Below are 25,301 nucleotides of genomic sequence, written 5' to 3'. Positions count from 1 at the left end.
AGTTACTCCTTCACAAGTGACTCAACTGCTGCAGCAGCGTCATCAATTGCGTCCTGTGCAGATTTGCCTGCCTGGAGCTTCTGCGCCATGGTCCGGAACACATCATTTACCTTTGTGATGTTTGATCCTGCAAACCCTCCCCATTCGGTGAGGTCACCCGTGTAATCCCACGCATATTTCATCTGGGGTGTTGCAGCATCGCTTGCAAGAAGCTGCTCCTTCGCAGACTCGTCAACAGGAATGTAGCTCCACTCAGTACCACTCGCGGCAAGCACAGCTTCCGTTGAGAGCAATTCACCCACTAGCTCATTGGAATATGCCGCCTGACATGAGTCTTGACTCAAAACAAGCCAACCGTTTCCTCCAGCGGGTTGTGCGTGAGTTTCCCCATCAAGCGTTGGAACCGGAATCGGCACCCACTCGAACCGCCCCCCAACAGCTTCCTGCACAGCCGAAATTGCTGAAGTGGTGTACATGAAGAATGCAGATTCCTGTGCACCAAAGGCAGCCATGCCCTGCGCGTCATCCGTGATACCGGAATCAACTTCAGCGTTGGCCAGCTCGCTCCAGATTTTGAGCGCTGAACTTCCATCCGCTCCCGCAAAAGCAGGCATTCCGTTTTCGTCGACGAGCTTCGCACCTGCCCCTTGAACGAAAGACTGCGCATACCAATCGGCAAGCCCGGTCGTTGCCACAGTGACCGACGGTGATTTCGTATGATTGCTGACAGCTGTGGCAGCTGCAAGCCAGTCATCATAGGTCTTGATATCGCTCGCACTGCCTGCCTGCGCTTCGTCCAACATGGACTGATTTACAAGAAGAACTGGCGCAGAAATCTGGGCAGGCGCGAGATAGGAGGTTCCGTCCACGGTTCCCGGAGCAAGGAACTCAGTCCTATATGTCTCGGCAAGGGCCTGCGGATCAATGGGGGAAGGCTGGTACGTGTCAACCCAAAAGCGTAGTTGCCCAAGGCCCGACATGATCACATCAGGGCGCTTGCCCACAGCGATGTCCCCGACGATTGCTTGTGTGAGCTCATCATATGTGGCTACCGCCAGCGCACCATCTTGGATTTCCAAGCCAGGATACTTAGCTTCAAGGTTCGTCTTCGCAACCGCCATTGCGGCAGATGACCAATCTGCGTATGCAGTCGTGAGAGTTACGCCCTCCGGCGAGCAGTCTGCAACCGATGCCACTGCAGGACGTTCAGGAGCCGAAGTCGTAGCAGAACATCCAGTGAGGCCTACCGCTACCGCTGAGGCAGCAAAGAGGGGCAGAAATGATCGTTTCATGATTTTCCTTTGGGGGATAGAACGTTGACTAATGAATCAAACTTTGAAAAGCGGGTCAGCTTGGGCTCTCTGCACCACTCATGCCCTGGACGAAATGCTTTTGGGCAACGAGGAACAAGAGAACGATTGGGGCTGTCACGATCGCGGCACCAGCAGTGAGAGCTGTGTAGTCCATACCAGCATCCGCCTGCTGAAACACGGCCAAAGCGAGCGGTGGAGTTCGCAGTTCAGGTGAGCGAGCCACTAGGAGCGGCCAGATGTAGTCGTTCCAGTGCACGAAAATACTGAAGATCGAGAACGCGGCAATGCCTGGGGCCGCCATCGGGATCACAATCGATATGAGCGTACGGATTGTGCCGAGTCCATCCGTTTTGGCCGCTTCGAGCAATGTATCTGGGATTGACAACATTTGTTGGCGCAGCATGTAGATCCCAAACGCGCTCGTTGCGAAGGGCAAGATGAGTCCACCAAGCGAGTCAGCCAAGCCGACCGCATTTACGCCAATGAATAGTGGGACCAAGATAACTTGGGTGGGAACGAGCAGGCCAGCCAGCACAAACGTCAGAAGGACCCGGCCCCAGCGTCGGGGAACCTTAGCAAGGACGTATGCAGCAGGAATGCAGGTCACTAGCTGGAGAGCCAGAATCCCGAACACATTTGCGAGACCGACGATGATGGATTGCCCTAGGGCTCCATCTTCCCATGCTCTCTTGTAGTTCTCGAGTGTTACCGTTTCAGGGAAGAAGCCTAACCCCCCGCTCAGCACCTCAGAGGGAGCCGCAACTGAAGTACGGATCATCCAATAGAATGGGAAGATTGCGACGGCTACAGCTGCAAGTACAACAAGCGTTAGCAGTACCTTTGAGGCTCGGGTCATTTGACACCCCCCGCAAGCGTGCGGCGCTGAAGCACGCCTAAGAGGACAAGTACGGCGAGTAGCACGAAGGACAACGCAGATGCACGTCCGAGCTCGAAGTACTCAAATCCAAGCTTCCAGATCATGGTCAGAACGGTCTCGCTGGATCCAAGGGGACCACCTTGCGTCATTATGTTGATCGATTCGAAGACTTGAACAGAATTCAGCACTGCCATAACTGAAGCGAATACGACAGTCGGGGCTATCAGCGGAAGAGTGATCTTTGTGAGCCTCACTAGCCCGCGGATACCATCGGATCTTGTCGCCTCATCTATGGATGTTGGGATAGTCGCCAGGCCCGCAAAAAAGATCATCATTGTGAGTGATGCGGTACGCCAGACGCCCACCATTGCAACAGTGAGAAGTGAGGTTTGACTATCCCCGGTCCAATTGATTGGCGCAACTCCCAGTAGACCAAGGACTTGATTTACAAAGCCGCCGTTAAACGAGAAGATCCAATTGAAGACAACCGACATTGCAACTAGATTCGCAGTCATCGGCAAAAACAGGAGTGTGCGTACAAGTGCTCTGCCTTTGACAACCGCGTTCGCAAGGAGCGCAAGACCAAGACCGATTGCAAGGCTCGGAACGATCGTGAGCGCCGAGTAGACAAACGTGTTCACGATCGATTGCAATACAGCGTCGTCAGTGAATACGAACACGAAATTGTCGAAGCCAACGAATTGCCACGGAGCACCAGGGACCAGCGGAATCGAGAAGAAACTTCCTACCAACGATAAGAGCGTCGGGAGACCAACACACAGGGCAAGTCCTACTGTTGCTGGAGTGACAAGCAGGATCGGCAACACCGATTCAGCCTTCACACTGTTTACATACTGGCGCGACTGACGCCGGCTTTCTGCGACGATCATGGCTTTTCACACCCTACTGACTCCAGCAACGCTCGTACAGAAATACTTCGCATGCTTCCAGTGACGTCAAGCCCAATAAGGCTGTCGCCGCTCCTAACAAACTCACTTGCAAATGGAGCGCCAAATTGAACGTCGCCAAGCAACCGTCCTTCACCCGTGATGAGGCGTACTTTGCCATCCAAACCAGGCAGCACGAGTAGCCCATCCACGAAGAGCGGCGGGGCAAATGTGGGGTCCGAGACCTTGGTGTACGAGCGCACCGGGAACGGCGCCTCCCCACGGATCTCAAGCTCCCAGATCACGTCACCAGATACAGGGTCAAGGCATCGAAGGCCCTGACCAGCGATGGTGGCTATGTATCCGAGAGGTGTCACGAGCGGCGTCCCGGGACTGAAACCGCCTGAGTGTGGCGTCGACCAGGCAACAGTACCGTCTGCCACGCGCACGACGACGGTTTGATTGAACGCAGGGATAATTGCTTGACCGCGCGAAGAATCAGCTGCTGCAGTTCCGATCATAAGCAGTTGCTTCACCGAAGAGAAAGGATCCTCGCCAAGCTCGGGATTACTCCACACCGATTCGCCAGTCCTGCGGTCGAGACCAATTGGATGCTCCGGAGTGGGCCAGAGTCCAATGACAAGCAAATCGCCGATCACCAGTGGTGCAGCGTGATTCACCAAGTTGTGGTGAGGTGACAGATCCGTTCGACGCCATACAACTTCCCCTGTTAACACATCAATCGCACGAAGGTCAGAAGCATCGCCAAGGTAGGCAACACCATCTGCTACAACAGGAGGGTTCCATGCGAATCTCCGGAGTGGGTCCGAAGAGGGCACAGTCCAGAGCATGACCCCGGAGCTTCGGTCCAACCCATGCGTCGCTCCCGACACATCCGCAACAACAACGACATCGTTCCAGACCGCTGGTGTGGCCTTTACAGCAGCGCTAAGCGTGGTTGACCACTTCAGTTCCCCTCCATCGGAGTCAAAAGCCTCAATCATGCCACGAGCTTCGTCCTCAAGCTGCGTTGCGGCAAAGAGCATCTCGCCGTGGACAGAGATGCTCTGCCTGTGCCCTGCCCCTGCTAGATCTGCAACCCAGTTTGTCGCTGACGGCTCATTCGTGTGAGTTCGCTCTCCGAGTGGACGGAATGTCGATCCTCCGAGTCTCTCAATGAGTCCCGGAGTCTGGTCCCAGGTTGTGAGTTCGGTGTGAAGCTGAACCGCTTCCCCGTCCCATTCGATTCGCCTGAAAGCGGGTGGGGAATAGTCAAGGTTCCCGAAGAAAGCTGCCGGGGTATTGATGTGAAGAGTCTCATCGACTTGCACGACCCGTGACGTGTGCCAATGCCCAGAAAGGGTCGCTACTGGCTGCCATGGTGCGTGCTCAAGCAGTGAGCTTCCCGGCTGATCGTGAAACAGAAGCAGCCAGGGATAACCAGCCGGGACTGCCGCAAGGTCTTCCTGTAACCAGGCATTTTGAAGTTCATGATCGATACCGAGTTCATGACTGTGCCAGTCCATGGCAACCACATGCAGCCCGGGCACATTGAAGGAGTACCAGCGTGGCCCCATGTGTTTTTCGTAGAGGTCAGGTGTACCTGAATTCGTGAGGTAGTTATTGCGGGTAAGGACGGTCTCGTGCCCACTCGCCATGTGGTCATGGTTTCCAGGAACGGCAAAGGTAGGAACTGGGCTGTGAGTGAGCACTCTGCGGAACTCTTCGAATTGCTCTGGCAGACCGTTGTCAACGAGATCACCGGTAATAAACACGGCCTGAGAATCTGGTGCCCTCGTGGGGAGACTCTCGAGGAAATCGATGATCTGCTGCGGCAATGCACCTTCCTTGTACATTCCCCAGTCATCTTGTTCGACGCCCGGAAGCGTCATATGAGTGTCAGTGATGTGAACGAACTCAAAAGGCAGTGACTGGGGGCATTCTTCAAGTACAAACGTCAACTCGTGGTCTTCTGTGGCGACAACCCAGGACTTCTGAGCTCGCTTTCCAGCAGGCGTCGAGACATGGACAAACGGTGTTACTAATTCCAGGCTAAACTCGCCAGTTGTCGAGGTCAACACAACTTCTCGACCATTACTGACGGCGATTGAGCCTATGCCTTCCCCTTGTTGATCGACTACTTTGCCGTACATATCGTCTCCAGTTGTAGCGTTGAATAGTGGTTAAATTCGGTGCTCAATGAGCACACTTTCCGTGAGCGCAAGCGCACGTTCACTGGATTCACTCAGGCGAGCCAAGAACACATAGAGGGCGTCAAGACAAGCGAGGTGGACTATGCGGCTAGTCATTGCCTCGACGCGGTATGACGTTTCCGGTGCACCCGCGACGAGAGAAAAATCGACAATCTCTGTGAGCGGTGAGGAATGAAAGCTCGTAAGCGATACCGTCGTTGCGCCCGATTCTTTAGCAGCCCTTGCCGACGCAAGCGTTTCGAGCGTTGACCCCGTATGGCTTATTGCAAGCATCAAGTCATGTGGTTCCAGCATCCTTGCTGAAACGTGCTGTTGGTGAACATCAGGGCTAAAAGTCGCTCTTACTCCGAGAGAGGCCAGCCGATAGGCCGAGTCTTGAGCCAAGGGCGCAGAGGTTCCCACGCCAACAAAAAGGACATTACGCGCCGAGAGGATTCGACGGGCGACGTCTTCAAAGGTTCTTCCATCCAAGGACGACGATGCACGTTGAAGCGCGATCTCTGAGGAATGAACTACTTTGGTGAGCACCGCGTCCGCATCGTCTTGAGAATCGATCTCCATGTGCAGTCGTTTCTGGGTCGAGAAGAGTTGCGTCGCAAGCGTGATTTTCAAATCCTGGAAGCCCCTCAGCCCGATAACTGCACACATCCGCACAACTGTCGCTGGTGAAGTCCTAGCCTCCTGTGCAAGTTCGGAGACAGATGCCCGCAGCACCATGTGAGGGTCACTGACAATGGCTTCGGCAACCCGGCTCTCGGCCTTGGTGAATGTTAACCCTGCGGCGCGGATCTGTTCTAAGAGCGCAACCTGCTGTGTTTCTGGTGTTGTAGGCACGGATTCAATCTAGGTACCAACAGAGAACTGAATCTGTCCCCAGGGTGAACTGTGAATTAATGTTTCAAAGATCTTCTTTGGTTGAAAATTTCATCCGAAGCTGAATGTCGCAAACTAGCCCGTCAACTCCCCTAAGCTAAGATCACTTTCGACTGAGGGGGCTCCTGTCTGCCAGTGCAACAACTCGCTGTTCCCGTTTAGCTGCAATGACGAGTTACTGATTGCGCGTATTGAGCATCGCGATGCCCGTAGTAGTAGTTTCGTTCCTACTAGGCGTACGTACTTAGACCTCGGCAGCCCTGGCGTTCTACCAGGACGTGTTCGGCGGCGAACTCACGATCAACTAATTCGGCGACTTCGGCACCGACGACCACGGCACCGACGACCAGGTCATGCACGGCCAGCTGGAAACAGAGTCCGGCCTCACGCTGATGGCCGCCGACATGCTGCCGGGCGAGACGCTGCGGACCGGGAACAACCTCGCTGTCAGCCTCGGCGGGGACGACGCCGAGGAGCTGTGCCGCTACTGACAGGCGCTGACGGACGGAGGGACAGTGACGGTCGAGCTGGACCCACAGCCGTGGGGCGACGAGTTCGGGATGTGCGTCGACCGGTTCGGGACCTCGTGGCTCGTCAACATCGCCGGAGGCGACTGACCTACCCGATCCGCGCTGCGCCCGGTCGGCGATCCCGCAGCCGGCGGCAGTCCCCTTGAGTTACTGGCAGCCCCGATTATCGCGGGATGTACTTTTCGGGCGTGATTATGACCTGATGCGGTCGCCCAGCAGACCGATGAATTCATCTGCAGCGGCGAGCTGCTTCTCAAGCTTCGCGCGTCGTTGCTCCGCGTCGGTGAGGAACTCGGCGAGCAGTTGCATCGCCTCGGCTCCTGAGTAGCTCTCGGTCAGGGTCGCGTCCATCGCGCGCAGCAGGTCGCGCATCTGCTCCAGCGAGTACCCGAGCGGCTTCATCCGGCGGATCAACATTAGGCGCTCGTAGTCGCCCTCGGTGTAGAGGCGAAAACCACCCTCGGAGCGACCCGTGGGTTCCAGCAATCCGATCTCGTCATAGTGACGCAGCGTCCGCAAGGACAGTTCCGTGCGCTCGGCCAGTTCCCCGATCTGCATCATCCCGGCTCCGGGCATGGCTCAACTCCTTCCAGCTCGCATCTAACCCTAACGTTACGTTAGGGTTAGTTCGTGCCCGCATGTTCTGGCGGGCATCATCCCGACGTCCGGCCCCTTGCATGGTGCTGTCGGGCGCGCGCAGACGCGCACTCACGCTTTCGATGGTGTCACATCGACCCATCTCGACCCCTGGGAGGCCTGCCTCATGACGACCATGACCGACGACAAGACGCGATACCGACCCGAGCCTTCCGTGCTGACTGCGCTGAAGAGCCCCCGGATCCTCACCCGTGAAGTCCTGGCCGGCCTCGTCGTCGCGCTGGCGCTCATCCCGGAGGCGATCTCCTTCTCGATCATCGCCGGCGTGGACCCGAAGGTCGGGCTGTTCTCCTCGTTCATCATGGCGGTGACGATCGCGTTCGTCGGCGGACGCCCCGCCATGATCACGGCGGCGACCGGTGCTATCGCGCTGGTCATCGCGCCCGTGGCGCGCGAGTACGGCATGGACTACTTCATCGCGACGGTGCTGCTCGCGGGCGTGCTGCAGATCGTGCTCGCGGTGCTCGGTGTCGCGAGGCTCATGCGGTTCATCCCGCGCAGTGTCATGGTCGGCTTCGTGAACGCTCTGGCGATCTTGATCTTCATGGCTCAGGTGCCCGAGCTCGTGGGGGTGCCCTGGATGGTGTACCCGCTGGTGGCGGTCGGGCTGACGATCATGGTGTTCATGCCGAAGATCACCAAGGTGGTCCCGGCCCCGCTGGTGTCCATCGTGCTCGTCACCGCCGCAGTCGTGGTCTTCGCGATCAACGTTCCGGCCGTCGGCGACAAGGGCGAGCTACCCCGCAGCCTTCCCGAGTTGTTCATCCCGAACGTGCCCTTCACCTGGGAGACGCTGACGATCATCGCCCCGTACGCGCTGGCGATGGCGCTCGTCGGGCTCATGGAGTCCCTGATGACGGCGAAGCTCGTGGACGACGTCACCGACACGCACTCGAACAAGACCCGTGAAGGCTGGGGGCAGGGCGTTGCCAACCTCGCGTCCGGTTTCTTCGGCGGCATGGGCGGGTGCGCGATGATCGGCCAGACGATGATCAACGTGAAGGCGTCCGGTGCCCGCACCCGCATCTCGACGTTCCTGGCGGGCGTCTTCCTGCTGATTCTGATCGTCGTCCTGGGCGACGTCGTGGCGATCATCCCGATGGCGGCACTAGTCGCGGTGATGATCATGGTGTCGGTCGGCACTTTCGACTGGCACTCCATCAAGCTCTCCACGCTGAAGCGGATGCCGAAGAGCGAGACGGCCGTCATGGTGATCACCGTCGCCGTGGTAGTCGCGACCCACAATCTCGCGGTCGGCGTGATCGTCGGCGTCTTCGTCGCGGCGATCATGTTCGTGCGCCGCGTCGCGCACCTCGTCGAGGTCACCCGCGAGGTGACCGAGCATTTCGGAGAGCCCCGCGCCAACTACACCGTCGAGGGGCAGCTGTTATTCGCCTCGAGCAACGACCTGACCACGATGTTCGAATACGCTGCCGACCCCGAACGGGTGGTCATCGATCTCTCGAAGTCGCACATCTGGGACGCATCGACCGTCGCCGCGCTCGACGCGATCGAGACGAAGTACGAGCATCACGGCAAGATCGTCGAGTTCGTCGGCATGAACGAGTTCACGACCGCGTTCCACGCCCGGCTCACCGGTGGGCTCGGGAACGGCCACTGACCCGCAGGAGGCGAGGGCGGTCGGGGTTCAATCAGGGTTCTGCACGGAGCTTTGGATAGTCCGTCCAGTCGCCACCGGCAAGGCGCGACCACGCGGCTGCTGACGCTGCGGTGATGCCGAGGAGATCGGAGACGATTCGTGGGTGCATCTGACGGGTGAGCTCGATCAGCGCGGTCGTCCGTGCGCTTCCTGAACGGAGCCCCTGCTGGCGCAGACGTCGGCTGAGTGGGCCCGGAGTGAGATGCAGTCCCGGATTCCTGCCAGGAAAGAGCCATCCCTCGGACTGGTGTCTCGATGCGTCAGTGAGCTCGGCGATCGCATTCCCGAGGACCTCGGGCAGTTCGATGGGCTCGGTTCCGATGGTGAGCTTCACCGGTCGCGATGTCACGTCGACCTGATCACGGGTGAGGGCGACGATGCGAGTGAGGTGGAGGCCGTAGAGGAGCACGAGCAACCCAGCGGTGCGCGTTTTGGGGTCCATGTCGAGGTCCGAGATGAACCTGCGGGCCATCTGCCACCGATGGTCGGATTCGTAGTGCCGGCCCTCGAGGTGGCTCGTGCGGAACTCGACGTGGAGTGTGCTGAGCCGGTGCCGTCGCAGCCAGCGTGTGAACGGGGCGAGGGCGTCGCGCTGGCTCGGTGAGTCCGTGAGGAATGCGTCGAGTCCGCGCTGCGAGAAGGTGGCCAGCGTCTCGTGCTGCGATCGGATCTCGTGCAGGAGCGCGGCGCAATGCTTGAGTGCTGCTCGCTGTCTCTGGAAGCCGGCCGCGGGGCTTGAGGGGCCCTGCGACACGGCCCGGAACGCTCTGGTGGACCGGAGAAGCTCCCAGGTGCAGTATCGACGCAGGATCAGCCGATCGTCGGCAGCTTCGATGCTCGCCAGCCATTCTTCAAACCAGTGATCGAATCGTACGGTCTCGACGTCGAGTTCTGGCAGCACGTTGGAGCGGACCAGCAGCGAGAGAAGGAAGGCGACTGACTGGCCAGAGCGGGCTCTCGTGATGATCGCGTTCGCGGTGAGCGGCAGGGTTCCGTCTGCGAGTTCACGGAGCACGGCGGCGCATTTGCTCTTGTGCTGCCACCGCTCGAGAGAATTCGCTTTGCTGTGGTGTGTGAGGAGGTATTCCGCAAGCGGCTGGAGTTCGGGACGGACATTGCCTGTGTCATCGCAGAGGAGCCGCTGGATGGTGATCGGTCGTCGGCACTCGGCGCAGAGGCGATGCTTGCGCACTTCCTCGATCGATCCGCAGCTGGGGCATGCCATCGTGATCGGCGAGCCGGCGCAATCGGCGCAGACCTTTTGCCCGTTCATGAACCCGGTGAGGAACACCTTGCGTCCGCACTCAGGGCAGGGTTGCGGGGTGCGCATCGCGTAGTAGCAACGAGCGCAAACTCGCCGCCCGTCGAGATGGGTAGCGACACGTCCCGGTTCGCGGCAGAGCCCGCAGGTCTTGATCGGTGCGGTGTAGCAGTTCAGGCAGACGAGATCGGGACGCCGGACGACGATTGTCGCGTGCTGACCGCACCGGGAGCAGAGGCCGAACGATCGAGGATCAGCTCGCCAACATTCGCGGCAGTATCGTTTCCCGTCGATGGTGCGCTGCACCGGCCTGACCCGCCCGCAGGTCGCGCAGGCGACCGATCTGGTATTTCGCTCGCAGCGCGAGCAATGCCTCCCGCCGTTCGGGGTCTTATGCGGCATCCGGACTGCTCGCCCGCATGACTCGCACGTCGGCAGCACCACCCGGCTCGCTCCTTCTACGACGAGTGCGTGGGCCAGGTCCTGGACGGTTACCGGCACGTTCCGGTGTCGGCCCTCCAACACCCCGGGCTGCTTCAGCAATGCGAGTTCGAGAAGCCGTTGCGTGAGGGGAATCGGTGCGACCGAATGCACGATCTCGGCTAGTTGCTCGGGTGAGATATCAGGAACGAGGGGACGGACGAGAGCGACGATCTCCGCGACCCTCGGCTCCTGCGGAGGCTTCGCCGCCACGACTACTTCGTGCGCGGTCGTCGGATGGTGGCACGGACCGGGCGGAGATCGCCGATGGATCCGCGCGTCGCCTCCTCGCCCACGGCGATCGGGACCGCGGCCTCACGGCGGGTGATCGTCACGAGATCGTCGAGCGTGCACTCCAGCGCATCGCAGAGCGCTGCGAGGACATCGAGGCGGACGCGCTGTGGCGGCTGCGTCACCAGCCGATACACCTGCTCCCGCGACAGGTCGATGCCGCGCTCCTCGAGCAGCGGTTTCAGCTTCGACGTCTGGAAGATCCCGCGCGATGCCATCACGCTGCGCAGGTTCCAGCCGGTCTCGAGCTCAACGGCCATCAGCTTCTCCTTCGATCAGGGCCTTCAACGCCTCCGCGAGCACCCGGTTCTTATAGTCCGAACTGACAGAGGCGTAGATGGAAGTCGTCGACGCGTGCATGTGCCCCACCTGCTCCTGGACGAACCGCTCCGCGTAGCCGAACTCCAGCAGGTGCGTGACGTACGAATGCCGGAGACTGTGCAGCGTCAGATCCTTCGACAGGCCGGCGTCGTCGCGCAGTTCTGCGAACCTCCGGTCGAGATACCCGGCGGAAAGGCGCGTGTGCCGCTCGGTCACCCAGAGTGCGTCGAGGTCGGCGGCCGGGGCGAAACGCTCCCTTGCCTGCTCGAGCCACTGCCTCATGCCCGGCACCCACCAGTCGAACTCCGGCACCAGCAGCACCGTCCTACGACGAGGCGCGCCGCCTCCCGCCGCCTTCGCCCATCGCACGTGGAGCGCGCCATAGCGCCCCCATTGGCGCATCTTGGCGTTGTGATGCAGATCGACGGTGTCGAGCATGACCGCCTCGGTGCGGCGCAGCCCGAACGCATACACGGTCTTCAGCAGCTGCGCGTCCCTCAGCGCTCCGAGCGCGCCCTTCCGCCCGGAACTGACCAGCAGCTCGACACGGGCATCGGCTGTGTCGAACAGGCGCTCGACCTCGTCATACGTGAACGGACGACGCTTCCCGTCGCCCTCGAACTCAAACCGGTGGGCGACCGTGTTCCACGGCAGGCACACCTGCGACGGGAATTCTCCGAACTCCCGATCGCAGATCTCCATCCAGTCGTACAAGGGGCTCGTGAGGTAATCGCAGAACCCACGGATCGCGCCATGATTGGCGCGCATCGTCGACAGCGTCCGAGTACGCCCGCCGGACTCCGCGGTGAACTCGTCGACATCCGCGACGCTCCACTTCCACGGCGGTTTGTCCACAAAATCGCGGAACCTCACCACGGTGGCCACCCGATTCCGGATGGTCTGCTCACGCAGGCCTCGCGACAACTGCTGTTTCCGCCAGCCTTCGATCATCGCGTCGAAGACCTGTTGTTCCGGGTTCGCCAACGCGACGTTCGACGACGAAGTGATCAGTCGAAGCGCTGCAGGAGAGGCCCCAAAATCTTGCATCAGATGCAACAAAGTACGGGACAGTGCATCACAATGTCAAACCAGATCTCAGCATCGCCGAGATCACGCTGTTATGGTCGAAGCTGTTCCGCATTGACGAGACCAATAGACGACCTTTGCAAGCGTGAACAATTGCATCTGCTACAACACGCGACGGTTGGCGATGCGCGCGGACACGGCGCCGTACAGCTCGTAATTGCTGGATCGCACGGCAACACCCATCGTCTCCGCCCACGCCTTGACCTGAAAAAAGGGCTTGAACATGATCTCTCGGTCGAGCTGTTTTGCCGCCACGTTCGCCGCGACCACGCAGCCGTCATTATTCGAGAGCACGACGATTGGCCGGTCGCGTAGCTTCGGATCGAACGCGACCTCACAGGAGGCGTAGAAGGATTCGGCGTCAATCAAGGCGATGGTCTGGCTCACACAGGCAGGCTACGGGCAGCCCCGGACATCGTAGGCTGAGCCCGTGGCTATCGATACGAAACAGACCAAGAGCATCGGCGAACACTGGGTGGCTTCGGAGCTTGCTCGGCGAGATTGGGCTCCGGCGCTGACTCGGGATGGGCTGGAACGCACCGACATCCTCGCGGTACGAACGGTTGGTGAGCGCGTTCAGATTGAGGTTCAAGTAAAGTCGGCGCGCTCGGCGGGTCCTCGCACCAGCTGGCCACTCGGCACAAAATCTCAGCAGCCACCGCTGCACGGTCACGAGTGGTTTGTGATGGTCGCGGCGGATACTGACGTGTCTCAACCGCTCCGAGGATTCGTTATTCCGCGCTCGCATGTGGCGGCGGCCGCATGGATTGCACACATGGAATGGCTGACAGACCCGAGCGCAGAACCCGGCAAACGGAACGCGGGCGTGGATCGCTCGCGCGTCTTCCTTCCCGATTTCACAGGTTATGAGGGGCGCTGGGATTTGCTCGAGCAACCCACGACCGAGGCGCCGGTGCTTCTCCCCTCACGGTTCCATGACTTGGCGAAGCTTGATCGTGTCGGCCTACCGCCGGAGCACCCGTGGCACGACGAATTACCAGAGTGGTGATCAAGCGGGACTGATAATAAAAGTAACCGTTCCCCAGATCGTCATTTCACTCAGCTCCGGCAGCGCGATGTCGGGATAGGCAGAGTTCTCAGCTCCAAGCGTCACCTGGCCAGAATCATCCACATGGAGCCGCTTTACCGTGTATTCGCCGTCAACAACTGCCACCACGATCCGCCCAGGTACCGGCGTAACGCCACGGTCGACAATCAGCAATGAACCGTCGGGGATAACCGGTTCCATCGAATGGCCTGCAGCGCGCCAGAAATAAGTTGCCGGGCGGTCACGAATCAAAAGCTCTGCGAGGTTGAGTTCGTCGGTCGGGTAGTCCTGCGCTGGGCTTGGAAATCCACACTGCGCCGCCTCGGGGGCAACGGGTAGCGCGAGGCCGGCGAGATCGCCGAGCAACTGCGGCGAGCGCATCGGTGTAAGCATTGACACCTCAGTTCGAAGTTATGTTCGAATAAGAGTTTAGCCTGCTCATTTGCTGGCATGATTCAATCATGCATCGCTCAGAGGTCGAGGCCACTGATGACATGATCTGTATGTGTTCGCAAGCCGCTTGGCCACCTTTGCTCTAAACGGATCCCGCACACTGACCATGAAGGAAAACCCTAGATGAGCGATTTGCCTGACCTTACCCACTTGCCAGCGAAGCAGTTGCTGCGACTAGAGGCGAGCATCGTAACCGAACTGCGCCGGCGCGACCTCGTGCGCACCAACAACAAGCCTCTCGGCGACATCGCTGAACACATTGTTTGGCTGGCACGTGGCGGAGTATTAGAACCCAACTCCACGAAATCACACGACATTACGACCGAATCAGGTCAGCACATCCAGGTCAAGGCCATGGCCAACCGGGCGGCCGGAGTCGGGGCGCGGTTCAGCCCGTTCCGCAGCGCGGGCTATCACACGGCAGTCTTCCTGGTTTTTGACGCAGCGTTCGAGATCGTAGAGGCTCACGAAGTCGCGGCTGGCGACATAGAGCAAACCGTCAGATTCGTGTCTCACATTGCCGGCCGGCAACCGAGCCTGACCCAAGTGCGCACAATGGGTACGGATGTCACCTCAGAGATGCAGGCAGCTTACGCACGTATCGACGACGGGACGCCCCAGTCGAGCTTCTCTGCACTGTAAACAGACACCCCGCCCACCGCACTCGCAGTGATATGCGGCAGCGTACTCCCCGTACTCCGCGCCAGCAGCCATTCCTGCAGCTGCGGCGAGCGCAGCTGCCCCATCAGCGCTATCGAATCCCCGCCAGCCCGCGGCCGGATTCGAATCACCGATGTCCCGTAGACCGCGCCAGCATGCTCGTCACCAACAACAGCCACCCGGCTCAGTCTCCCCCGCCGCGCAATCAGTACGTCACCAACCAGTACCCGATACTTAGCCAGCCGCGTTGCATCGGACTCCGATACCTGCCGCCTCTCGCCAGTCACCTGACCATCGAGATTCCGCGCCTCGATCACCGGAATGCCGGCTTCGCCCTCCGCCAGCCAGTGCCTGCGCCCCAGTATCTCTCCCGACGGCGACGACTGAATGTCGGCGACATCGCCAAGCGTCGTCCCCGCCACCGGTTCCCCCGCATACGCCGGCGGGTTCAGCTGCCATCCCCGCGCTGCTACGCCCTCTACGCTCGCCCGTACGCCCGCGGGCAGCGTTCCACCTTCCCAGTCACGCGCATCGACCATCAGCACGCCATCGGCCGGAGCGCCGCGCTCGATCACCCAAATCACGCCGGGCGCCGCAGTGCCGCGGAATTGGCTGCGAGGGAGGGCGATGACTCTACGGAGCAGGCCATTGGTGACGAGGTGCTCGCGGAATAGCGCCCAGCCACCTTGATTGTCGGTACACACGGAAGCCGGGAGCAGCAGGACTGCGCGGCCGTCGTCGGCGAGTGCTTGTAGGCAGTGCTCAACCCACAGCCGGTTCGTGGCCCGCACCCACGGCGGGTTCGCGAGCACGAGGTCTGCGGCGAGCGCGGGATGCTGCGGGGCGGCAAGCGTATCGGCTGGTTCGCCTAGGTTGATCTCCATGCCTGCGAGCTCCGCGTTGATCAGCGCGGCCGTGTGGCTGATCGGGTCAAGCTCTTGGCCAATAAGGGCTACCCCGGGATTCCGCACGGCCGCCGCGAGCAGTAGACCGCCGGTGCCCGCGGCAGGGTCATACACGGTGCCCGCGAGGTCACCCGCGAGGTCGAGCATGAGCTTAGCCAGCACAGGCGGCGTGTGATGCTTCGTCCTATGTGCCTGGCGGCCTTCGAGGGATTCGATTGCCCAGGCCAGCGGGTCACCGTAGGTGGAAAGCGGGAACCGGTCGAACAAGACTTCGAGCTCTGTACGGCAGACCGGTGAGCGGTGCTCCGGGTAGAGCTTCGTAACCGCCGCAGGCACTGGCACGCCGAGATCTTGCGCCAGCCGCACAGCCACCGCGCCGACGATCTGCGCGCGTGGAGCCTGGTGCCGCTCAGCAAGCAGGAACAGCCGACGAGCGGGAGACGGAGCGGGCATTAGCTCAGGGTATCGAGAGGGACCGCGCATTGTGTACGCATGACACGAAAACGACGCCCACGTTTCACCCCTGTACCGACAGCTTCCCCACGCTCTCCACGCACAGCGCCACAGGGCCGACTCAAGCTCGTCGCCGACAGTGGCGCAGACGTTATCGAGCCGCTCGACGACTGGCCGCCGGACTACGACCGCATGTGCTTCGATCCTGATGAGGTTGTGCCGGCCGGCGAGCGGGCACAGCTCGTGCGCGAGGTTGTAGGCGATGACGACGCGGCATTCTTTGAAACCATGCGCAGTTGGCAGGCCGACGGGTGGCGGCGAGGCGATACGCCGTTCTAAGCGATGGGGCGGTGCGGCTCGCCGCCGCACCTCAATGTCCTATGCCCACTGTAGACTCGACAGACGGCCAGATTAAGACCAGGAGACCCCGAAAAGACATGACGCAGCGCAACATTCGAGGGCGCCTTGAGCTGACCTGGATGGGCAAAGACCAAGCCCTCATCCCCACCACGGAAGGTGCCTACGACTACACCTGGGTACCCAAAGATGACCCTCGCGCATGTCAGACTCACTACCTTGTTAATGACGGTCATTTTGGCGACCCAAGTGACGGCGGACTACACGACAACCTACTCGTCACTGGTGAGTCAGGCGACGTTCTCGAGGCGCTAACCCAGGTCCCGGAGCTAGCCGAGAAGTACGTGGGCCGGGTGAAGTGCATCTACATTGATCCGCCATTCAACACGGGCGGAGTGTTCACTCACTATGAGGACAATCTCGAGCATTCAGTGTGGCTCACCTTTATGCGTGACCGCCTGGTACTACTCAAGAAACTCCTCGCAGACAATGGCTCCATTTGGGTGCATCTCGATGATTCCGAGAATCACCGCATGCGAGTGCTCCTCGACGAGGTCTTCGGATCTGCGAACTTTGCTGCCGAAATTGTATGGCAAAAGACTGACTCAAGCCGCAACGATTTCCCGATCCCCTCTGCCGATCACGACATCATCCTGGTGTACCGCAAATCGGAAGAATGGGTAATGAACCGCCTGGAGCGCACTGAGGAGATGAACGCGCGGTTCACGGCACCTGACGGTGACCACGAGGTGTGGTGGGATGCAGATCCGACCGCCCCCAGCGCGAGTCGAAATCAGCTGTGGGTGTATGCGATCCAGCACCCAATCACCGGGGAGCTCGTGTACCCATCGAAGGGGCGCTGCTGGTTCGCGGAACCGAATACTGTGTTTGCTGCGATGTCTGAGTACGCAGAGTACGAGCTTCGCGACCTGGACGATGCTGAGATGCGAGCGAAGATCGCGAAGGTTCCCGTCGCAGAAGTTCGCGAGGGCGTCAAGGCAATGATGCTCAAGCGTTCCCTTGAGGAGAGCGCTACCTCTGCTCGCGAGCGATACGATGCCGGCACCTGGCCGGAGGTTGTCCTCCGTGGAGGTGGCGAAGGCGGGTTCGGACGAAAGACCCGCATACCTACCCGCGGCCGAGTGCCCAGTACTTGGTGGCCTAATGAAGAGGTTGGTCACAACCGCCAGGCCACCGCAGAGCTTGCCGCGCTGTTCCCTGGCGGTGACACTTTTGATACACCGAAGCCTGAGCGACTTATCGAGCGCATCCTGAAGATCGCTACAAGCCCCGGCGACATCGTGCTGGACTGCTTCGCCGGTTCAGGCACGACAGCGGCAGTTGCCCACAAGATGGGCCGACGCTGGATGACATGTGAGCTGCAACAGTCAACGATGGCTTCGTTTACTAGGCCGCGCTTGGAGCAGGTAGTTCGTGGCGCCGACGCTGGTGGCGTGACTTCATCCGAGAAGTATGAGGCCAAGGCTGAGCTTCCTGCGAAGACGACCGTCAAGGAAGCAAAGCTCTTCAATACCATCTTGGGCAGGGTCCTAAAGGAAGCAAAAGCAGCAGAAGTCGAGCTTGATGCAGCAACGATCAAAACGCTGAAAGCTGCCACCGGGACGAAGAAGATCACCACCGTGAACTGGACAGGTGGCGGCGGCTTCACCCAGATGCATCTCTCCCCCGTTTGGGTTGAGGTGGAGACCGATGAGCGCACCGGCACCACCACGTCGTTCATCACGCCGGAAGCAACCGGTGAAGTGCTGCAACGATCCATCGCCGGGCATCTCGGCTTCCGGCTCACACCGGAGAACCCTCGCTTCGTCGGGGCGAAGGGGCGGCAACTGCTTGCAGTGGTTGAGGGCATGCTGAGTGACAGTATTCTCACCGAGCTTTTGGCTGCGCTACCAGAGAACCATTCGCTGACAGTTGTCTGCGATGGAGCCGCACCGGGCGTTGATCGCGAATTGCGAAAGCAAGCTCGTGGCTCCCGACTGCTCGTAATGCCTGATGACCTCTTTACCAGTAGAAGGAACCGATAATCGTGGCCATCTTTGAGTACGACCAGCGCGTGGTCGATGACCTGATTTCACGGTTCGGCCTTCGCCCGCCGAACGCCAAGGGGCTCGACGCGGTAGTTCACGCCCTCTCCCGTCAGGATGAATGTGAGCAAGTCGTGCTCGACATTGCGACCGGGGTGGGCAAGACATGGCTCCTCGCCGCCCTTCTTGAATACGCAGCAGCATCGGGGATCAGGAATCTTCTCGTGGTGTTGCCAGGGAAGACCGTGCGCACGAAGACAATTGCGAACTTCACGCCAGGCGCACAAGGCTTCGTCGAAGGTGCTGAAATCGAGAAGCACGTAATCACGCCTCAGAACTTCACGGAGAACGCACCAGTCATCACCGATCCCGATGCAGTGAAGCTGTTCTTGATGAACGTACATCACTTGGTCGCCGAAGATACCGATGACTACGTAGAACCGGGCAAGGCCAAGTCTCAGAACCTCCGCACCGCGCGACCACAGGAGCAGCTCGGCGGGCCGCTTCTGGATTACCTGTCGAGGGTTGATGACCTTCTCGTCGTGCTCGACGAATCCCACCGGTTCACCGGATCAGCAGCTACCTGGTCAAAGGCGCTCGAGCGGCTCGAACCCGCCGCCCGCGTGGGTCTCACGGCGACGCCTGAACGCGGTGACAACGTGATCTACAAGTACCACCTTCATAAGGCCATCGCCGACAAGTTCGTGAAGACGCCGGTGCTCGCCCGACGCACCAACGGTTACCGGGACAATGAGGTGGTTGGCCAACTTAGGGATGCGAAAAAGCTGCTTCAAAAGAAGGCTGCGTCATACCGCGATCACGAGCTTCGGCACCCTGATGCAAAACCGATCAACCCGATCATGCTCGTTACCTGCCAGGACACCGAACACGCCGACGAGATCGCCGGGCTGCTGACAAGCAACGACTTGTTCGCTGAGGAGCAGGTGTTGACGGTGCACTCGAACGCCGCGAGTGACGCTATGGAAGCGAAGCTTGCACAAGTTCAGGAGCCTGACTCGCCGGTACGCGTGATCGTGCAGGTGTCAATGCTTAATGAGGGTTGGAACGTACACAACGTCGCCGTGCTCGTACCGCTGCGTGCTCTTGAGTCCGGCACGCTCACCGAGCAGCTCATCGGCCGTGGCCTTCGTCTCCCCTATGGTGAGTACACCGGCGACGAGTGGGTGGATTCACTCGACATCCTCTCCCACAAAGCTGTCGTGCAGGCGCTAAAGAAGCATGGCATAAGCGGAAGCATTCGCGCTACGGAAGATATTCCTTCACACTCCAGTTCCGGTGCTCCGGCCGCGAACACGGCGTCGGTCCCTGCAGCTCTTGGTGATCCCGGAGCCCTCGGCGACGACGTGTTCTGGCTGACGGACGATTCCGCCTATGCAGCAGCATCTGACGACCCTGAGCTTGCCGCTGTGGCAGCACTCTCAGGTGGCACTCGCGACATCGAAACCCTCGTCACTACGCTGGTGGAGGTGGAACCAGAGCGTGAGAAAGTCTTGCTTCTGGATGAATCCACGTTCAAGTTCCCTTTGGCAACGTTCGAAACAGAACCGCACCAGCTGCGCCTCGTCGATCTCGATGATGAGTGGCACAAAAAAGTGGCTGCAACTATCGGTGACGATTTCACCGACCAGATCGACCGCGAGACGATCATCTTCACTGACCAGAAAGGCGTCATTAAATTCGAAACGGCTACCCAGGCGGAGCTGTTCGATGACCCGATGACAGCTGAAATCGTTCAGGACAACCTAGAAACTCACCTCCGAAAGCTCGGAGCACTCAAGAACGGCGCTGCCGGCGCAGAGAACCGGCGAGCGGCTATTGCATTTGTGCGCCGGTTCGTCAGCTTCGTGGAAGGCGAATGGACGGTTAGGCGTGCCGGTGTTGCAGTCCAGCGCCTAAAAGACGCGGTGAATGTCGCTGCTGATGAAGCAGCGAAACAGAGCCGCGAGATTCCCAAAGTGCATCCGCTCACGCTCCCCCGACGCAAGTCAACCGAACTGCCTGTGGGCGTGAAGATAAAACCCCAGAGCGACGTGGACGGTAGCCCCCAATTCACGAGAGGGCAGAACTACGACGGATGGCGCAAGGGTCGCTACTCGGCATCATCGTTCGACTCGTACAGCGCCGAGTTCCAAGTAGCTAAGCTGCTCGACGTGGCTGAGCAGATCACCTGGTGGATGCGCCTCGAAACCACTGACGGCGCCCGTATCGAGTACGGTGCTGGGCGTTCGTACTACCCTGATTTTGTCGCACTCGATAAGGATGGCGTGCATTGGATCATCGAGGGCAAAGATGAGCGTGGCCGGCAGGATGAGACCGTGCAAGCAAAGCGCGCCGCGGCAGAGCGAGTGCTCCGCGTGATGGAATCCGATCCCACTTGGGCAGACGTTCGCTGGGGTTACCTCATCGCATATGAAGGCGACGTCAAGACCGCGAACTCCTGGTCGAACCTCCGCAACATGAGTGACGCCACCACCATGCTCAGGTAGCCCGGGCTTAGAACATGGTTACGAGGTGCAATGAATGAATTCTGATTTTTCGATTCAGCAAAAGTGGGGATTCGGGATGGCTCCAGTTAAACCTGGGGTGCAATCCCAGCGAGTGTTTAGCGCATCGCTCCTGCATGATTTCCTCATATCGGATGAGTTATTGAGCGCCGCAAGAATGGCTCTACTTCCAGACGCCATCTCAACACTGAAAGGTCTATTCAACAGGGTCCATCGGGCTGATCAGTGGGACTGGTTTACCGTTTGGATTCAGCTCTCTCGGCCTTCACCTAACAATGATGCACCCGTGATTGCTCGCACCCTTACCGCGCTTCGACGCGCTGTGATCTCGAATGACCCACAAGCACAGGTAACCCACTCGCGACATCTTCGTGGCCTCAAGGTGCACGAGATGCTTGGAGGCTTCGTTCGCGATGAGCCGTTGAAGGATCCGGCCGAAAATGGCTACGTCTATATTCTTTCCACTCGCGAGTCGCCGGAACTTCTAAAAATTGGCTACACAAACCGAGACGTTATCACTCGCGTCACTGAGATCAACCGTGCAACGGGCGTACTGATCCCCTTTGGGGTCCGCGCACTTTGGAGCGTGAAAGATGCTCCAGGGACTGAACGTCGTGTTCACGATGCACTCGCGATCTATCGCGTTCGACAGGACCGGGAGTTCTTCAAACTAAGCAGCCGAGAGGCCTTCAAAGTCATCGATCAGCTAATCGGCTAATACCACCACTTGACACCCCAGAGCACTGGCGTGCGACCATAACTCCATGCACCCCTCCGACGATGCTGATCTGCTGCAGATGCATCTATCTGCTTCCGCCGCACAGCTCGCCTGGTGCCTCGTTCCACACGAACCGCCGCCGGCCGACCTCACGCTCCTCGCCCACGCCATGCTCGCTGACGCCGCTCGGGCGTTCGACGTACCCGCCAGCGAGCTACCCGTTGCCTCTCAGTTGCTCGCCGAAGCCGAAGCGCTGGTGATCTGGCGCGGCGAGGTTGACGCCTCCGAGCGCGCCGAGTGGCAGGCTGAGAGGACTCAAGAGTGCTGGTCGGAGCTGCTGAAGTTCCGTGAATTAGCGGAGCAATAGACCGCGCATTACTCATCCAGTCGCGGCGAACGACGCTGCGGAGGACAGGAGCCGAGCAATGACAACACGACGGACCCCACGGCAGCTGGAACGAACACTCACCCAAAATCTCAAGCACATCCGTGACCACCGGCGCACCCAGTTCGGCGTTGGTCCAGGTTGGTTTCCACTACTCGGCCGACTTGACCACAAACTCACTCAGCTCGCCGGTACCCCTGAGATGTATACCTACTCGCAGATCAAGCAAAAGATGGGCGGCCTGCGGTGCTACACACATATCAGCCCCGACCTCCCCAAAGAGGTTCGCGACCAGATGGACGACGCCGTCACCGCCGCTGAGAAACAGTCGTACGAAACCTGCGAGGAATGCAGCGCACCGGGAGTCCGCCGTAATCCGCGCGGTTGGGTCTCCACACTCTGCGACGAATGCGACGCTGCCCGCGAAGCCCGCCGCCGCCGGGGCCAGAAGTGAGCACCGATAGTGCCCGTATAACGCCCCACCACCGGTCATTTCAGCGGACTAGCTATACGGACACAATGCTCCCGCTCACCGCCTCAATCGGCATCGCACTCCCCCGCCGTCCGTTTGGCGATCGGCTTACGGACGGCGGTGTCACGTGCTGATCGGCTACGCCCGCGTGTCAACCGCCGACCAAGATCTCACGGCGCAACGCGAAGCACTCGCACAGCTCGGAGTGGCGCCGGGTGATATTTACACCGACCACGGGCTTACCGGTACGAACCGAGAGCGGCCGGGACTCGCGAAGGCATTGGCAGCGGTGCGCACTGGCGACACTCTCGTGGTTACGAAGCTCGACCGCCTCGCCCGCAGCGTCCGCGACGCATCTGACATCGCTGTCGAGCTCGGTGCGCGCGGAGTTGCGTTATCGCTGGGTGGTGCGAAGCATGATCCAAGCGACCCCATTGGCAAGTTACTGTTCTCGGTGTTGTCTATGGTGGCCGAGTTCGAGGCTGACTTAATCAGGCAGCGAACACGGGAGGGAATGGCGGTTGCCCGTGCGAAGGGAAAACTCCGCGGGAAGCAGACCAAACTCACGCCGGCGCAGGATCGCCACATCGCCGAGCTGCGCACGGGTGGGATGTCCATCACTGATGTGGCTGACCTCTTCGGGATCGGCCGCGCCTCCGTCTACCGTGCCATCGAGCGGGCGGAGGCGGCAGAATGAATAGGAATGCGCAGAAACAGCTCGTCACCGGCGTGCACCGGGCCGCCGCGGTGGCCGAGATGCTCCTGGCGACCGGGGTTCCGGCTGACAAGGTGTGTGCTGGAATGGGAATCAAGCCCGCGGAGCTTGAGCACCTGCGCGAGGTGTGCAGGCAGGATCGCAGGCAGGTTGATGCTGCGCATAGGCAGCTCAGTGATATCGAGAGCCAACAGGAGGCCGATTAGTGGCGAAGAAGATAGAGGTCCGCGACCGCGGCGTAGTCATCGGCTCCGTCACCGAGGGTGGCACCTGGCTTGACGCGCCAGGCCACCGCTCCACCGACATCCTGCTCGCTGGTGGAAGCTACGCCCAGATTGAGCGGTTCTTCTACCAGCGGTCGCAGTACCGCAGCCCTGAGGTCTCCGAGGGGCGCACGTACCAGGACGAGTACTCGTTCCATTTCAGCGACGTGTAGCCCGCCGGGCGCAGGAAGCGACTTCTCCTGGTCCGGTGAGGCTACGCGGCGATGTCGCCTGAGCACGACGACCAGCTAAGACGGAACGGCACCGCAACTCTTGGGTGGGGGGTCCCAGGTGAGTTGCGGTGCCGTCAGAGAAACATCTTCTTGAAGCGCCATTGCCAGAAAGCTGATGTTTCTGATTTCGCTGCAGCTCCGATGTTCGCCCTGGGGGGGTGCCCCTATTACTTTTGTCAAGCCGCAAGCGCATGATCAGCTTGATATAGCGACCCGTCTCGGAGCATCGCGAAGAGGACATCACAGCGTCGTCTGGCCAGGGCGATGAGAGCCTGGTTGTGCCGTTTGCCCTGCGCGATCTTCCGGTCGTAATAGGCGCGTGAGACGGGATCTCTGAGCGCGGCGAAGGCCGAGAGGAACAGGGCTCGTTTCAACACCCGGTTTCCGCGCCTAGACGAATGTTCGCCGCGGATCGATGACCCGGATCTTCGGGTCACGGGAGCTAGACCGGCGTAGGAAGCCAAGTGGCCAGCGGACTCGAAGTGTTTGCCCGCCACTTCGGTGAGGAGCCTGGCGGCCGTCCTAACGCCGACTCCCGGCATGCTCATCAGGACGATCGAAAGAGGGTGCGCCTCAACGATCTCTTCAACCAGGACCGCTATCTCAGCCCGTTGCCGCCGCAGCGCTGCGAGTTGTTCCGCGAGGCGCGGAAGGACGACAGCTGCGGCATTCGTGCCAACCACCACGACCGTTTGAGCAGCCAGCGCGTCCATGATCTCGGACGCAAGACGATGTCCCATACGCGGAGCAAGCCTTCTGAGGCGTGTAGCTAACCGTTGAGGGCCGGCCTGCTGCATCACTGCGGGCGATGGGTAGCGCTGCAATAGATCAAGGACCGCAGGATGGTCCAGGTGTGGGCCGATCACGCGTTCGAGTGCGGGATGGATCTGAGTGAGGAGCCCCCGTACCCGGTTACTCGTCGCAGTGATCTGCCCGAGGACGTCATCATCAAACCCGCACAGCATCGAGAGCTCAGCAACGGATTCGTCAGCGACCTGGATGGATCGCAGCGCGTGGGGCAGAGTTCTGGCGGCTTGCGCAATGATTGCGGCGTCTCGGGCATCGGTTTTTGCTTCGCCGGGGTGGAGGTCTGCGATGCGACGCATCGCTAATCCCGGCAGGTAGCCGACGAGCACCCCTTCGGCTTGAGCGACCGCGATCGGGAGTGCTCCGATGGTGGCTGGCTGGTCCACGACGACGAGCACGTTGCCATGGTGTTTGAGGTGCTGCAGGACGTCACGCATTTTGGCTTCATCGTTAGGGAGCGGTTTGTCGTAGAGACTTTTACCGGCTCGGTTGAGGGCGACGGCGTGGTGTTCGCCTTTGCCGACGTCGATGCCGACGAACACGTCGACGTTGTCGTAGTTCTCGATCATGACTGCTCCGTCCGTTGAGATTTCGGCGGTCAGCTCCTGGTATTGAGTCCCGGCATCCACGTTACGGACGGCCCTGGAACGAGTTCCTGGCCGAGCCCCTATTAGCGATCACTCAATACCGGTCAGACCCGGTGGCAACACCCCCCGGATCATGGATGACTGGGGGCAATAACCATGCCGGGTCTGACTGGCCGCCGCCCTTCCAGTGTGATGCTGGAAAGGGCTACGAACAAGGTAACGGGGG

27 protein-coding genes are annotated in these 25,301 nt (G+C 60.1%); 14 read left to right on the top strand and 13 right to left on the bottom strand.

What is annotated here, in order from left to right:
• Window positions 1-2: 2 nt before the first annotated feature.
• From C795_RS16000 to C795_RS0112060, 5 genes are all read right to left on the bottom strand, one after another.
• Window positions 3-1,121 (bottom strand): type 2 periplasmic-binding domain-containing protein, encoded by a 1,119-nt coding sequence (locus C795_RS16000; RefSeq protein WP_017794014.1) that lies wholly within the window; start codon window positions 1,119-1,121, stop codon window positions 3-5.
• Between the two features lie 226 nt (window positions 1,122-1,347).
• Window positions 1,348-2,091: a carbohydrate ABC transporter permease gene (locus C795_RS15995; protein ID WP_083879287.1), complete on the bottom strand. Its 744-nt coding sequence runs from the start codon at window positions 2,089-2,091 to the stop codon at window positions 1,348-1,350.
• A gap of 74 nt (window positions 2,092-2,165) precedes the next feature.
• Window positions 2,166-3,080 carry a carbohydrate ABC transporter permease gene (locus tag C795_RS0112070; protein WP_017794012.1) on the bottom strand — a complete coding sequence of 305 codons (915 nt, stop codon included), beginning with the start codon at window positions 3,078-3,080 and terminating at the stop codon, window positions 2,166-2,168.
• Window positions 3,077-5,230 (bottom strand): outer membrane protein assembly factor BamB family protein, encoded by a 2,154-nt coding sequence (locus C795_RS17010; RefSeq protein ID WP_083879271.1) that lies wholly within the window; start codon window positions 5,228-5,230, stop codon window positions 3,077-3,079. Before C795_RS17010 ends, C795_RS0112070 begins: the two co-directional genes overlap by 4 nt.
• Before the next feature lie 30 nt (window positions 5,231-5,260).
• Window positions 5,261-6,124: a MurR/RpiR family transcriptional regulator gene (locus C795_RS0112060; RefSeq protein ID WP_026139647.1), complete on the bottom strand. Its 864-nt coding sequence runs from the start codon at window positions 6,122-6,124 to the stop codon at window positions 5,261-5,263.
• A 392-nt stretch (window positions 6,125-6,516) separates the two neighbouring features.
• Between C795_RS0112060 and C795_RS17755 the strand changes: the two genes are divergently transcribed.
• The gene (locus C795_RS17755) at window positions 6,517-6,654 is read left to right on the top strand and encodes a hypothetical protein (protein WP_017794009.1); all 138 of its coding nucleotides are present in this window, start codon (window positions 6,517-6,519) and stop codon (window positions 6,652-6,654) included.
• A 231-nt stretch (window positions 6,655-6,885) separates the two neighbouring features.
• Here C795_RS17755 and C795_RS0112045 read toward each other — a convergent pair whose 3' ends face one another.
• Window positions 6,886-7,269, bottom strand: coding sequence for a MerR family transcriptional regulator (locus C795_RS0112045; protein ID WP_017794007.1), 384 nt, complete (start codon window positions 7,267-7,269; stop codon window positions 6,886-6,888).
• Between the two features lie 187 nt (window positions 7,270-7,456).
• On the opposite strand from C795_RS0112045, the gene C795_RS0112040 reads away from it, so the two are divergent.
• On the top strand, window positions 7,457-8,971 hold the full coding sequence (locus tag C795_RS0112040; protein ID WP_017794006.1) for a SulP family inorganic anion transporter: 1,515 nt from the start codon (window positions 7,457-7,459) through the stop codon (window positions 8,969-8,971).
• A 31-nt stretch (window positions 8,972-9,002) separates the two neighbouring features.
• Here the strand turns inward: C795_RS0112040 and C795_RS0112035 are convergent, their stop codons facing one another.
• Window positions 9,003-10,025, bottom strand: coding sequence for a hypothetical protein (locus C795_RS0112035; RefSeq protein ID WP_232225489.1), 1,023 nt, complete (start codon window positions 10,023-10,025; stop codon window positions 9,003-9,005).
• A 130-nt stretch (window positions 10,026-10,155) separates the two neighbouring features.
• On the opposite strand from C795_RS0112035, the gene C795_RS17600 reads away from it, so the two are divergent.
• Window positions 10,156-10,347 carry a hypothetical protein gene (locus C795_RS17600; RefSeq protein ID WP_232225488.1) on the top strand — a complete coding sequence of 64 codons (192 nt, stop codon included), beginning with the start codon at window positions 10,156-10,158 and terminating at the stop codon, window positions 10,345-10,347.
• Window positions 10,348-10,966: 619 nt separating this feature from the next.
• Here C795_RS17600 and C795_RS0112025 read toward each other — a convergent pair.
• The 3 genes from C795_RS0112025 to C795_RS0112015 form a co-directional block, all read right to left on the bottom strand.
• Window positions 10,967-11,302 carry a helix-turn-helix domain-containing protein gene (locus C795_RS0112025; RefSeq protein ID WP_017794003.1) on the bottom strand — a complete coding sequence of 112 codons (336 nt, stop codon included), beginning with the start codon at window positions 11,300-11,302 and terminating at the stop codon, window positions 10,967-10,969.
• Window positions 11,292-12,410 carry a tyrosine-type recombinase/integrase gene (locus C795_RS0112020; RefSeq protein ID WP_017794002.1) on the bottom strand — a complete coding sequence of 373 codons (1,119 nt, stop codon included), beginning with the start codon at window positions 12,408-12,410 and terminating at the stop codon, window positions 11,292-11,294. Before C795_RS0112020 ends, C795_RS0112025 begins: the two co-directional genes overlap by 11 nt.
• A 141-nt stretch (window positions 12,411-12,551) precedes the next feature.
• Window positions 12,552-12,836 (bottom strand): Y-family DNA polymerase, encoded by a 285-nt coding sequence (locus C795_RS0112015; protein WP_017794001.1) that lies wholly within the window; start codon window positions 12,834-12,836, stop codon window positions 12,552-12,554.
• A 43-nt stretch (window positions 12,837-12,879) separates the two neighbouring features.
• On the opposite strand from C795_RS0112015, the gene C795_RS0112010 reads away from it, so the two are divergent.
• Window positions 12,880-13,458, top strand: a complete 579-nt coding sequence (locus C795_RS0112010; protein WP_017794000.1) for a hypothetical protein — start codon at window positions 12,880-12,882, stop codon at window positions 13,456-13,458.
• Here C795_RS0112010 and C795_RS0112005 read toward each other — a convergent pair whose 3' ends face one another.
• A complete protein-coding gene (locus C795_RS0112005; protein ID WP_017793999.1) occupies window positions 13,459-13,878 on the bottom strand; it encodes a LexA family protein in 420 nt (139 codons plus the stop codon).
• A gap of 195 nt (window positions 13,879-14,073) precedes the next feature.
• On the opposite strand from C795_RS0112005, the gene C795_RS0112000 reads away from it, so the two are divergent.
• Window positions 14,074-14,592 (top strand): hypothetical protein, encoded by a 519-nt coding sequence (locus C795_RS0112000; RefSeq protein WP_017793998.1) that lies wholly within the window; start codon window positions 14,074-14,076, stop codon window positions 14,590-14,592.
• On the opposite strand, the gene C795_RS0111995 is transcribed toward C795_RS0112000, so the two are convergent.
• Window positions 14,541-15,968, bottom strand: coding sequence for an N-6 DNA methylase (locus C795_RS0111995; RefSeq protein WP_017793997.1), 1,428 nt, complete (start codon window positions 15,966-15,968; stop codon window positions 14,541-14,543). The two genes, C795_RS0112000 and C795_RS0111995, sit on opposite strands and share 52 nt — an antisense overlap.
• A 39-nt stretch (window positions 15,969-16,007) precedes the next feature.
• Between C795_RS0111995 and C795_RS17275 the strand changes: the two genes are divergently transcribed.
• The 9 genes from C795_RS17275 (at window position 16,008) to C795_RS0111950 (ending at window position 23,621) form a co-directional block, all read left to right on the top strand.
• Window positions 16,008-16,307 (top strand): polysaccharide deacetylase family protein, encoded by a 300-nt coding sequence (locus C795_RS17275; protein WP_157487115.1) that lies wholly within the window; start codon window positions 16,008-16,010, stop codon window positions 16,305-16,307.
• Between the two features lie 98 nt (window positions 16,308-16,405).
• Window positions 16,406-18,370: a site-specific DNA-methyltransferase gene (locus tag C795_RS0111985; protein WP_017793995.1), complete on the top strand. Its 1,965-nt coding sequence runs from the start codon at window positions 16,406-16,408 to the stop codon at window positions 18,368-18,370.
• Between the two features lie 2 nt (window positions 18,371-18,372).
• A complete protein-coding gene (locus tag C795_RS0111980) occupies window positions 18,373-20,877 on the top strand; it encodes a DEAD/DEAH box helicase family protein (protein ID WP_017793994.1) in 2,505 nt (834 codons plus the stop codon).
• A 34-nt stretch (window positions 20,878-20,911) separates the two neighbouring features.
• Complete coding sequence (locus C795_RS17005; protein WP_026139645.1) at window positions 20,912-21,613, top strand: GIY-YIG nuclease family protein; 702 nt, start codon at window positions 20,912-20,914, stop codon at window positions 21,611-21,613.
• A 46-nt stretch (window positions 21,614-21,659) separates the two neighbouring features.
• Window positions 21,660-21,980, top strand: a complete 321-nt coding sequence (locus tag C795_RS0111970) for a hypothetical protein (RefSeq protein ID WP_017793992.1) — start codon at window positions 21,660-21,662, stop codon at window positions 21,978-21,980.
• 58 nt (window positions 21,981-22,038) lie between these two features.
• Window positions 22,039-22,452 carry a hypothetical protein gene (locus tag C795_RS15985; protein ID WP_051053810.1) on the top strand — a complete coding sequence of 138 codons (414 nt, stop codon included), beginning with the start codon at window positions 22,039-22,041 and terminating at the stop codon, window positions 22,450-22,452.
• 145 nt (window positions 22,453-22,597) lie between these two features.
• Window positions 22,598-23,167, top strand: a complete 570-nt coding sequence (locus C795_RS0111960; protein ID WP_017793990.1) for a recombinase family protein — start codon at window positions 22,598-22,600, stop codon at window positions 23,165-23,167.
• Window positions 23,164-23,391: a hypothetical protein gene (locus C795_RS0111955; RefSeq protein ID WP_017793989.1), complete on the top strand. Its 228-nt coding sequence runs from the start codon at window positions 23,164-23,166 to the stop codon at window positions 23,389-23,391. Before C795_RS0111960 ends, C795_RS0111955 begins: the two co-directional genes overlap by 4 nt.
• The gene (locus C795_RS0111950) at window positions 23,391-23,621 is read left to right on the top strand and encodes a hypothetical protein (protein WP_017793988.1); all 231 of its coding nucleotides are present in this window, start codon (window positions 23,391-23,393) and stop codon (window positions 23,619-23,621) included. Before C795_RS0111955 ends, C795_RS0111950 begins: the two co-directional genes overlap by 1 nt.
• 236 nt (window positions 23,622-23,857) lie before the next feature.
• On the opposite strand, the gene C795_RS0111945 is transcribed toward C795_RS0111950, so the two are convergent.
• Window positions 23,858-25,057: an IS110 family RNA-guided transposase gene (locus tag C795_RS0111945; RefSeq protein ID WP_026139509.1), complete on the bottom strand. Its 1,200-nt coding sequence runs from the start codon at window positions 25,055-25,057 to the stop codon at window positions 23,858-23,860.
• Between the last annotated feature and the right edge of the window lie 244 nt (window positions 25,058-25,301).

The organism is Leucobacter salsicius M1-8 (assembly GCF_000350525.1).
Lineage (GTDB): Bacteria > Actinomycetota > Actinomycetes > Actinomycetales > Microbacteriaceae > Leucobacter > Leucobacter salsicius.
Note: the sequence above shows the minus strand (reverse complement) of the source record. Positions and strands in the feature narration are given on the sequence as shown.

Excerpts from the sequence above, each read along its gene's own strand:
- C795_RS0112070 (WP_017794012.1), bottom strand. The coding sequence starts at position 3,080 with ATGATCGTCGCAGAAAGCCGGCGTCAGTCGCGCCAGTATGTAAACAGT.
- C795_RS0112045 (WP_017794007.1), bottom strand. The coding sequence starts at position 7,269 with ATGCCCGGAGCCGGGATGATGCAGATCGGGGAACTGGCCGAGCGCACG.
- C795_RS0112025 (WP_017794003.1), bottom strand. The coding sequence starts at position 11,302 with ATGGCCGTTGAGCTCGAGACCGGCTGGAACCTGCGCAGCGTGATGGCA.
- C795_RS0111970 (WP_017793992.1), top strand. The coding sequence starts at position 21,660 with ATGCACCCCTCCGACGATGCTGATCTGCTGCAGATGCATCTATCTGCT.
- C795_RS15985 (WP_051053810.1), top strand. The coding sequence starts at position 22,039 with ATGACAACACGACGGACCCCACGGCAGCTGGAACGAACACTCACCCAA.
- C795_RS0111995 (WP_017793997.1), bottom strand. The coding sequence starts at position 15,968 with ATGCCCGCTCCGTCTCCCGCTCGTCGGCTGTTCCTGCTTGCTGAGCGG.
- C795_RS17600 (WP_232225488.1), top strand. The coding sequence starts at position 10,156 with ATGGTGATCGGTCGTCGGCACTCGGCGCAGAGGCGATGCTTGCGCACT.
- C795_RS0112020 (WP_017794002.1), bottom strand. The coding sequence starts at position 12,410 with ATGCAAGATTTTGGGGCCTCTCCTGCAGCGCTTCGACTGATCACTTCG.
- C795_RS0112040 (WP_017794006.1), top strand. The coding sequence starts at position 7,457 with ATGACGACCATGACCGACGACAAGACGCGATACCGACCCGAGCCTTCC.
- C795_RS17010 (WP_083879271.1), bottom strand. The coding sequence starts at position 5,230 with ATGTACGGCAAAGTAGTCGATCAACAAGGGGAAGGCATAGGCTCAATC.
- C795_RS0112005 (WP_017793999.1), bottom strand. The coding sequence starts at position 13,878 with ATGCGCTCGCCGCAGTTGCTCGGCGATCTCGCCGGCCTCGCGCTACCC.
- C795_RS17275 (WP_157487115.1), top strand. The coding sequence starts at position 16,008 with ATGACACGAAAACGACGCCCACGTTTCACCCCTGTACCGACAGCTTCC.
- C795_RS16000 (WP_017794014.1), bottom strand. The coding sequence starts at position 1,121 with ATGGCGGTTGCGAAGACGAACCTTGAAGCTAAGTATCCTGGCTTGGAA.
- C795_RS15995 (WP_083879287.1), bottom strand. The coding sequence starts at position 2,091 with ATGATCCGTACTTCAGTTGCGGCTCCCTCTGAGGTGCTGAGCGGGGGG.
- C795_RS0111945 (WP_026139509.1), bottom strand. The coding sequence starts at position 25,057 with ATGATCGAGAACTACGACAACGTCGACGTGTTCGTCGGCATCGACGTC.
- C795_RS0111985 (WP_017793995.1), top strand. The coding sequence starts at position 16,406 with ATGACGCAGCGCAACATTCGAGGGCGCCTTGAGCTGACCTGGATGGGC.
- C795_RS0111955 (WP_017793989.1), top strand. The coding sequence starts at position 23,164 with ATGAATAGGAATGCGCAGAAACAGCTCGTCACCGGCGTGCACCGGGCC.
- C795_RS0112000 (WP_017793998.1), top strand. The coding sequence starts at position 14,074 with ATGAGCGATTTGCCTGACCTTACCCACTTGCCAGCGAAGCAGTTGCTG.
- C795_RS17005 (WP_026139645.1), top strand. The coding sequence starts at position 20,912 with ATGAATTCTGATTTTTCGATTCAGCAAAAGTGGGGATTCGGGATGGCT.
- C795_RS17755 (WP_017794009.1), top strand. The coding sequence starts at position 6,517 with ATGCACGGCCAGCTGGAAACAGAGTCCGGCCTCACGCTGATGGCCGCC.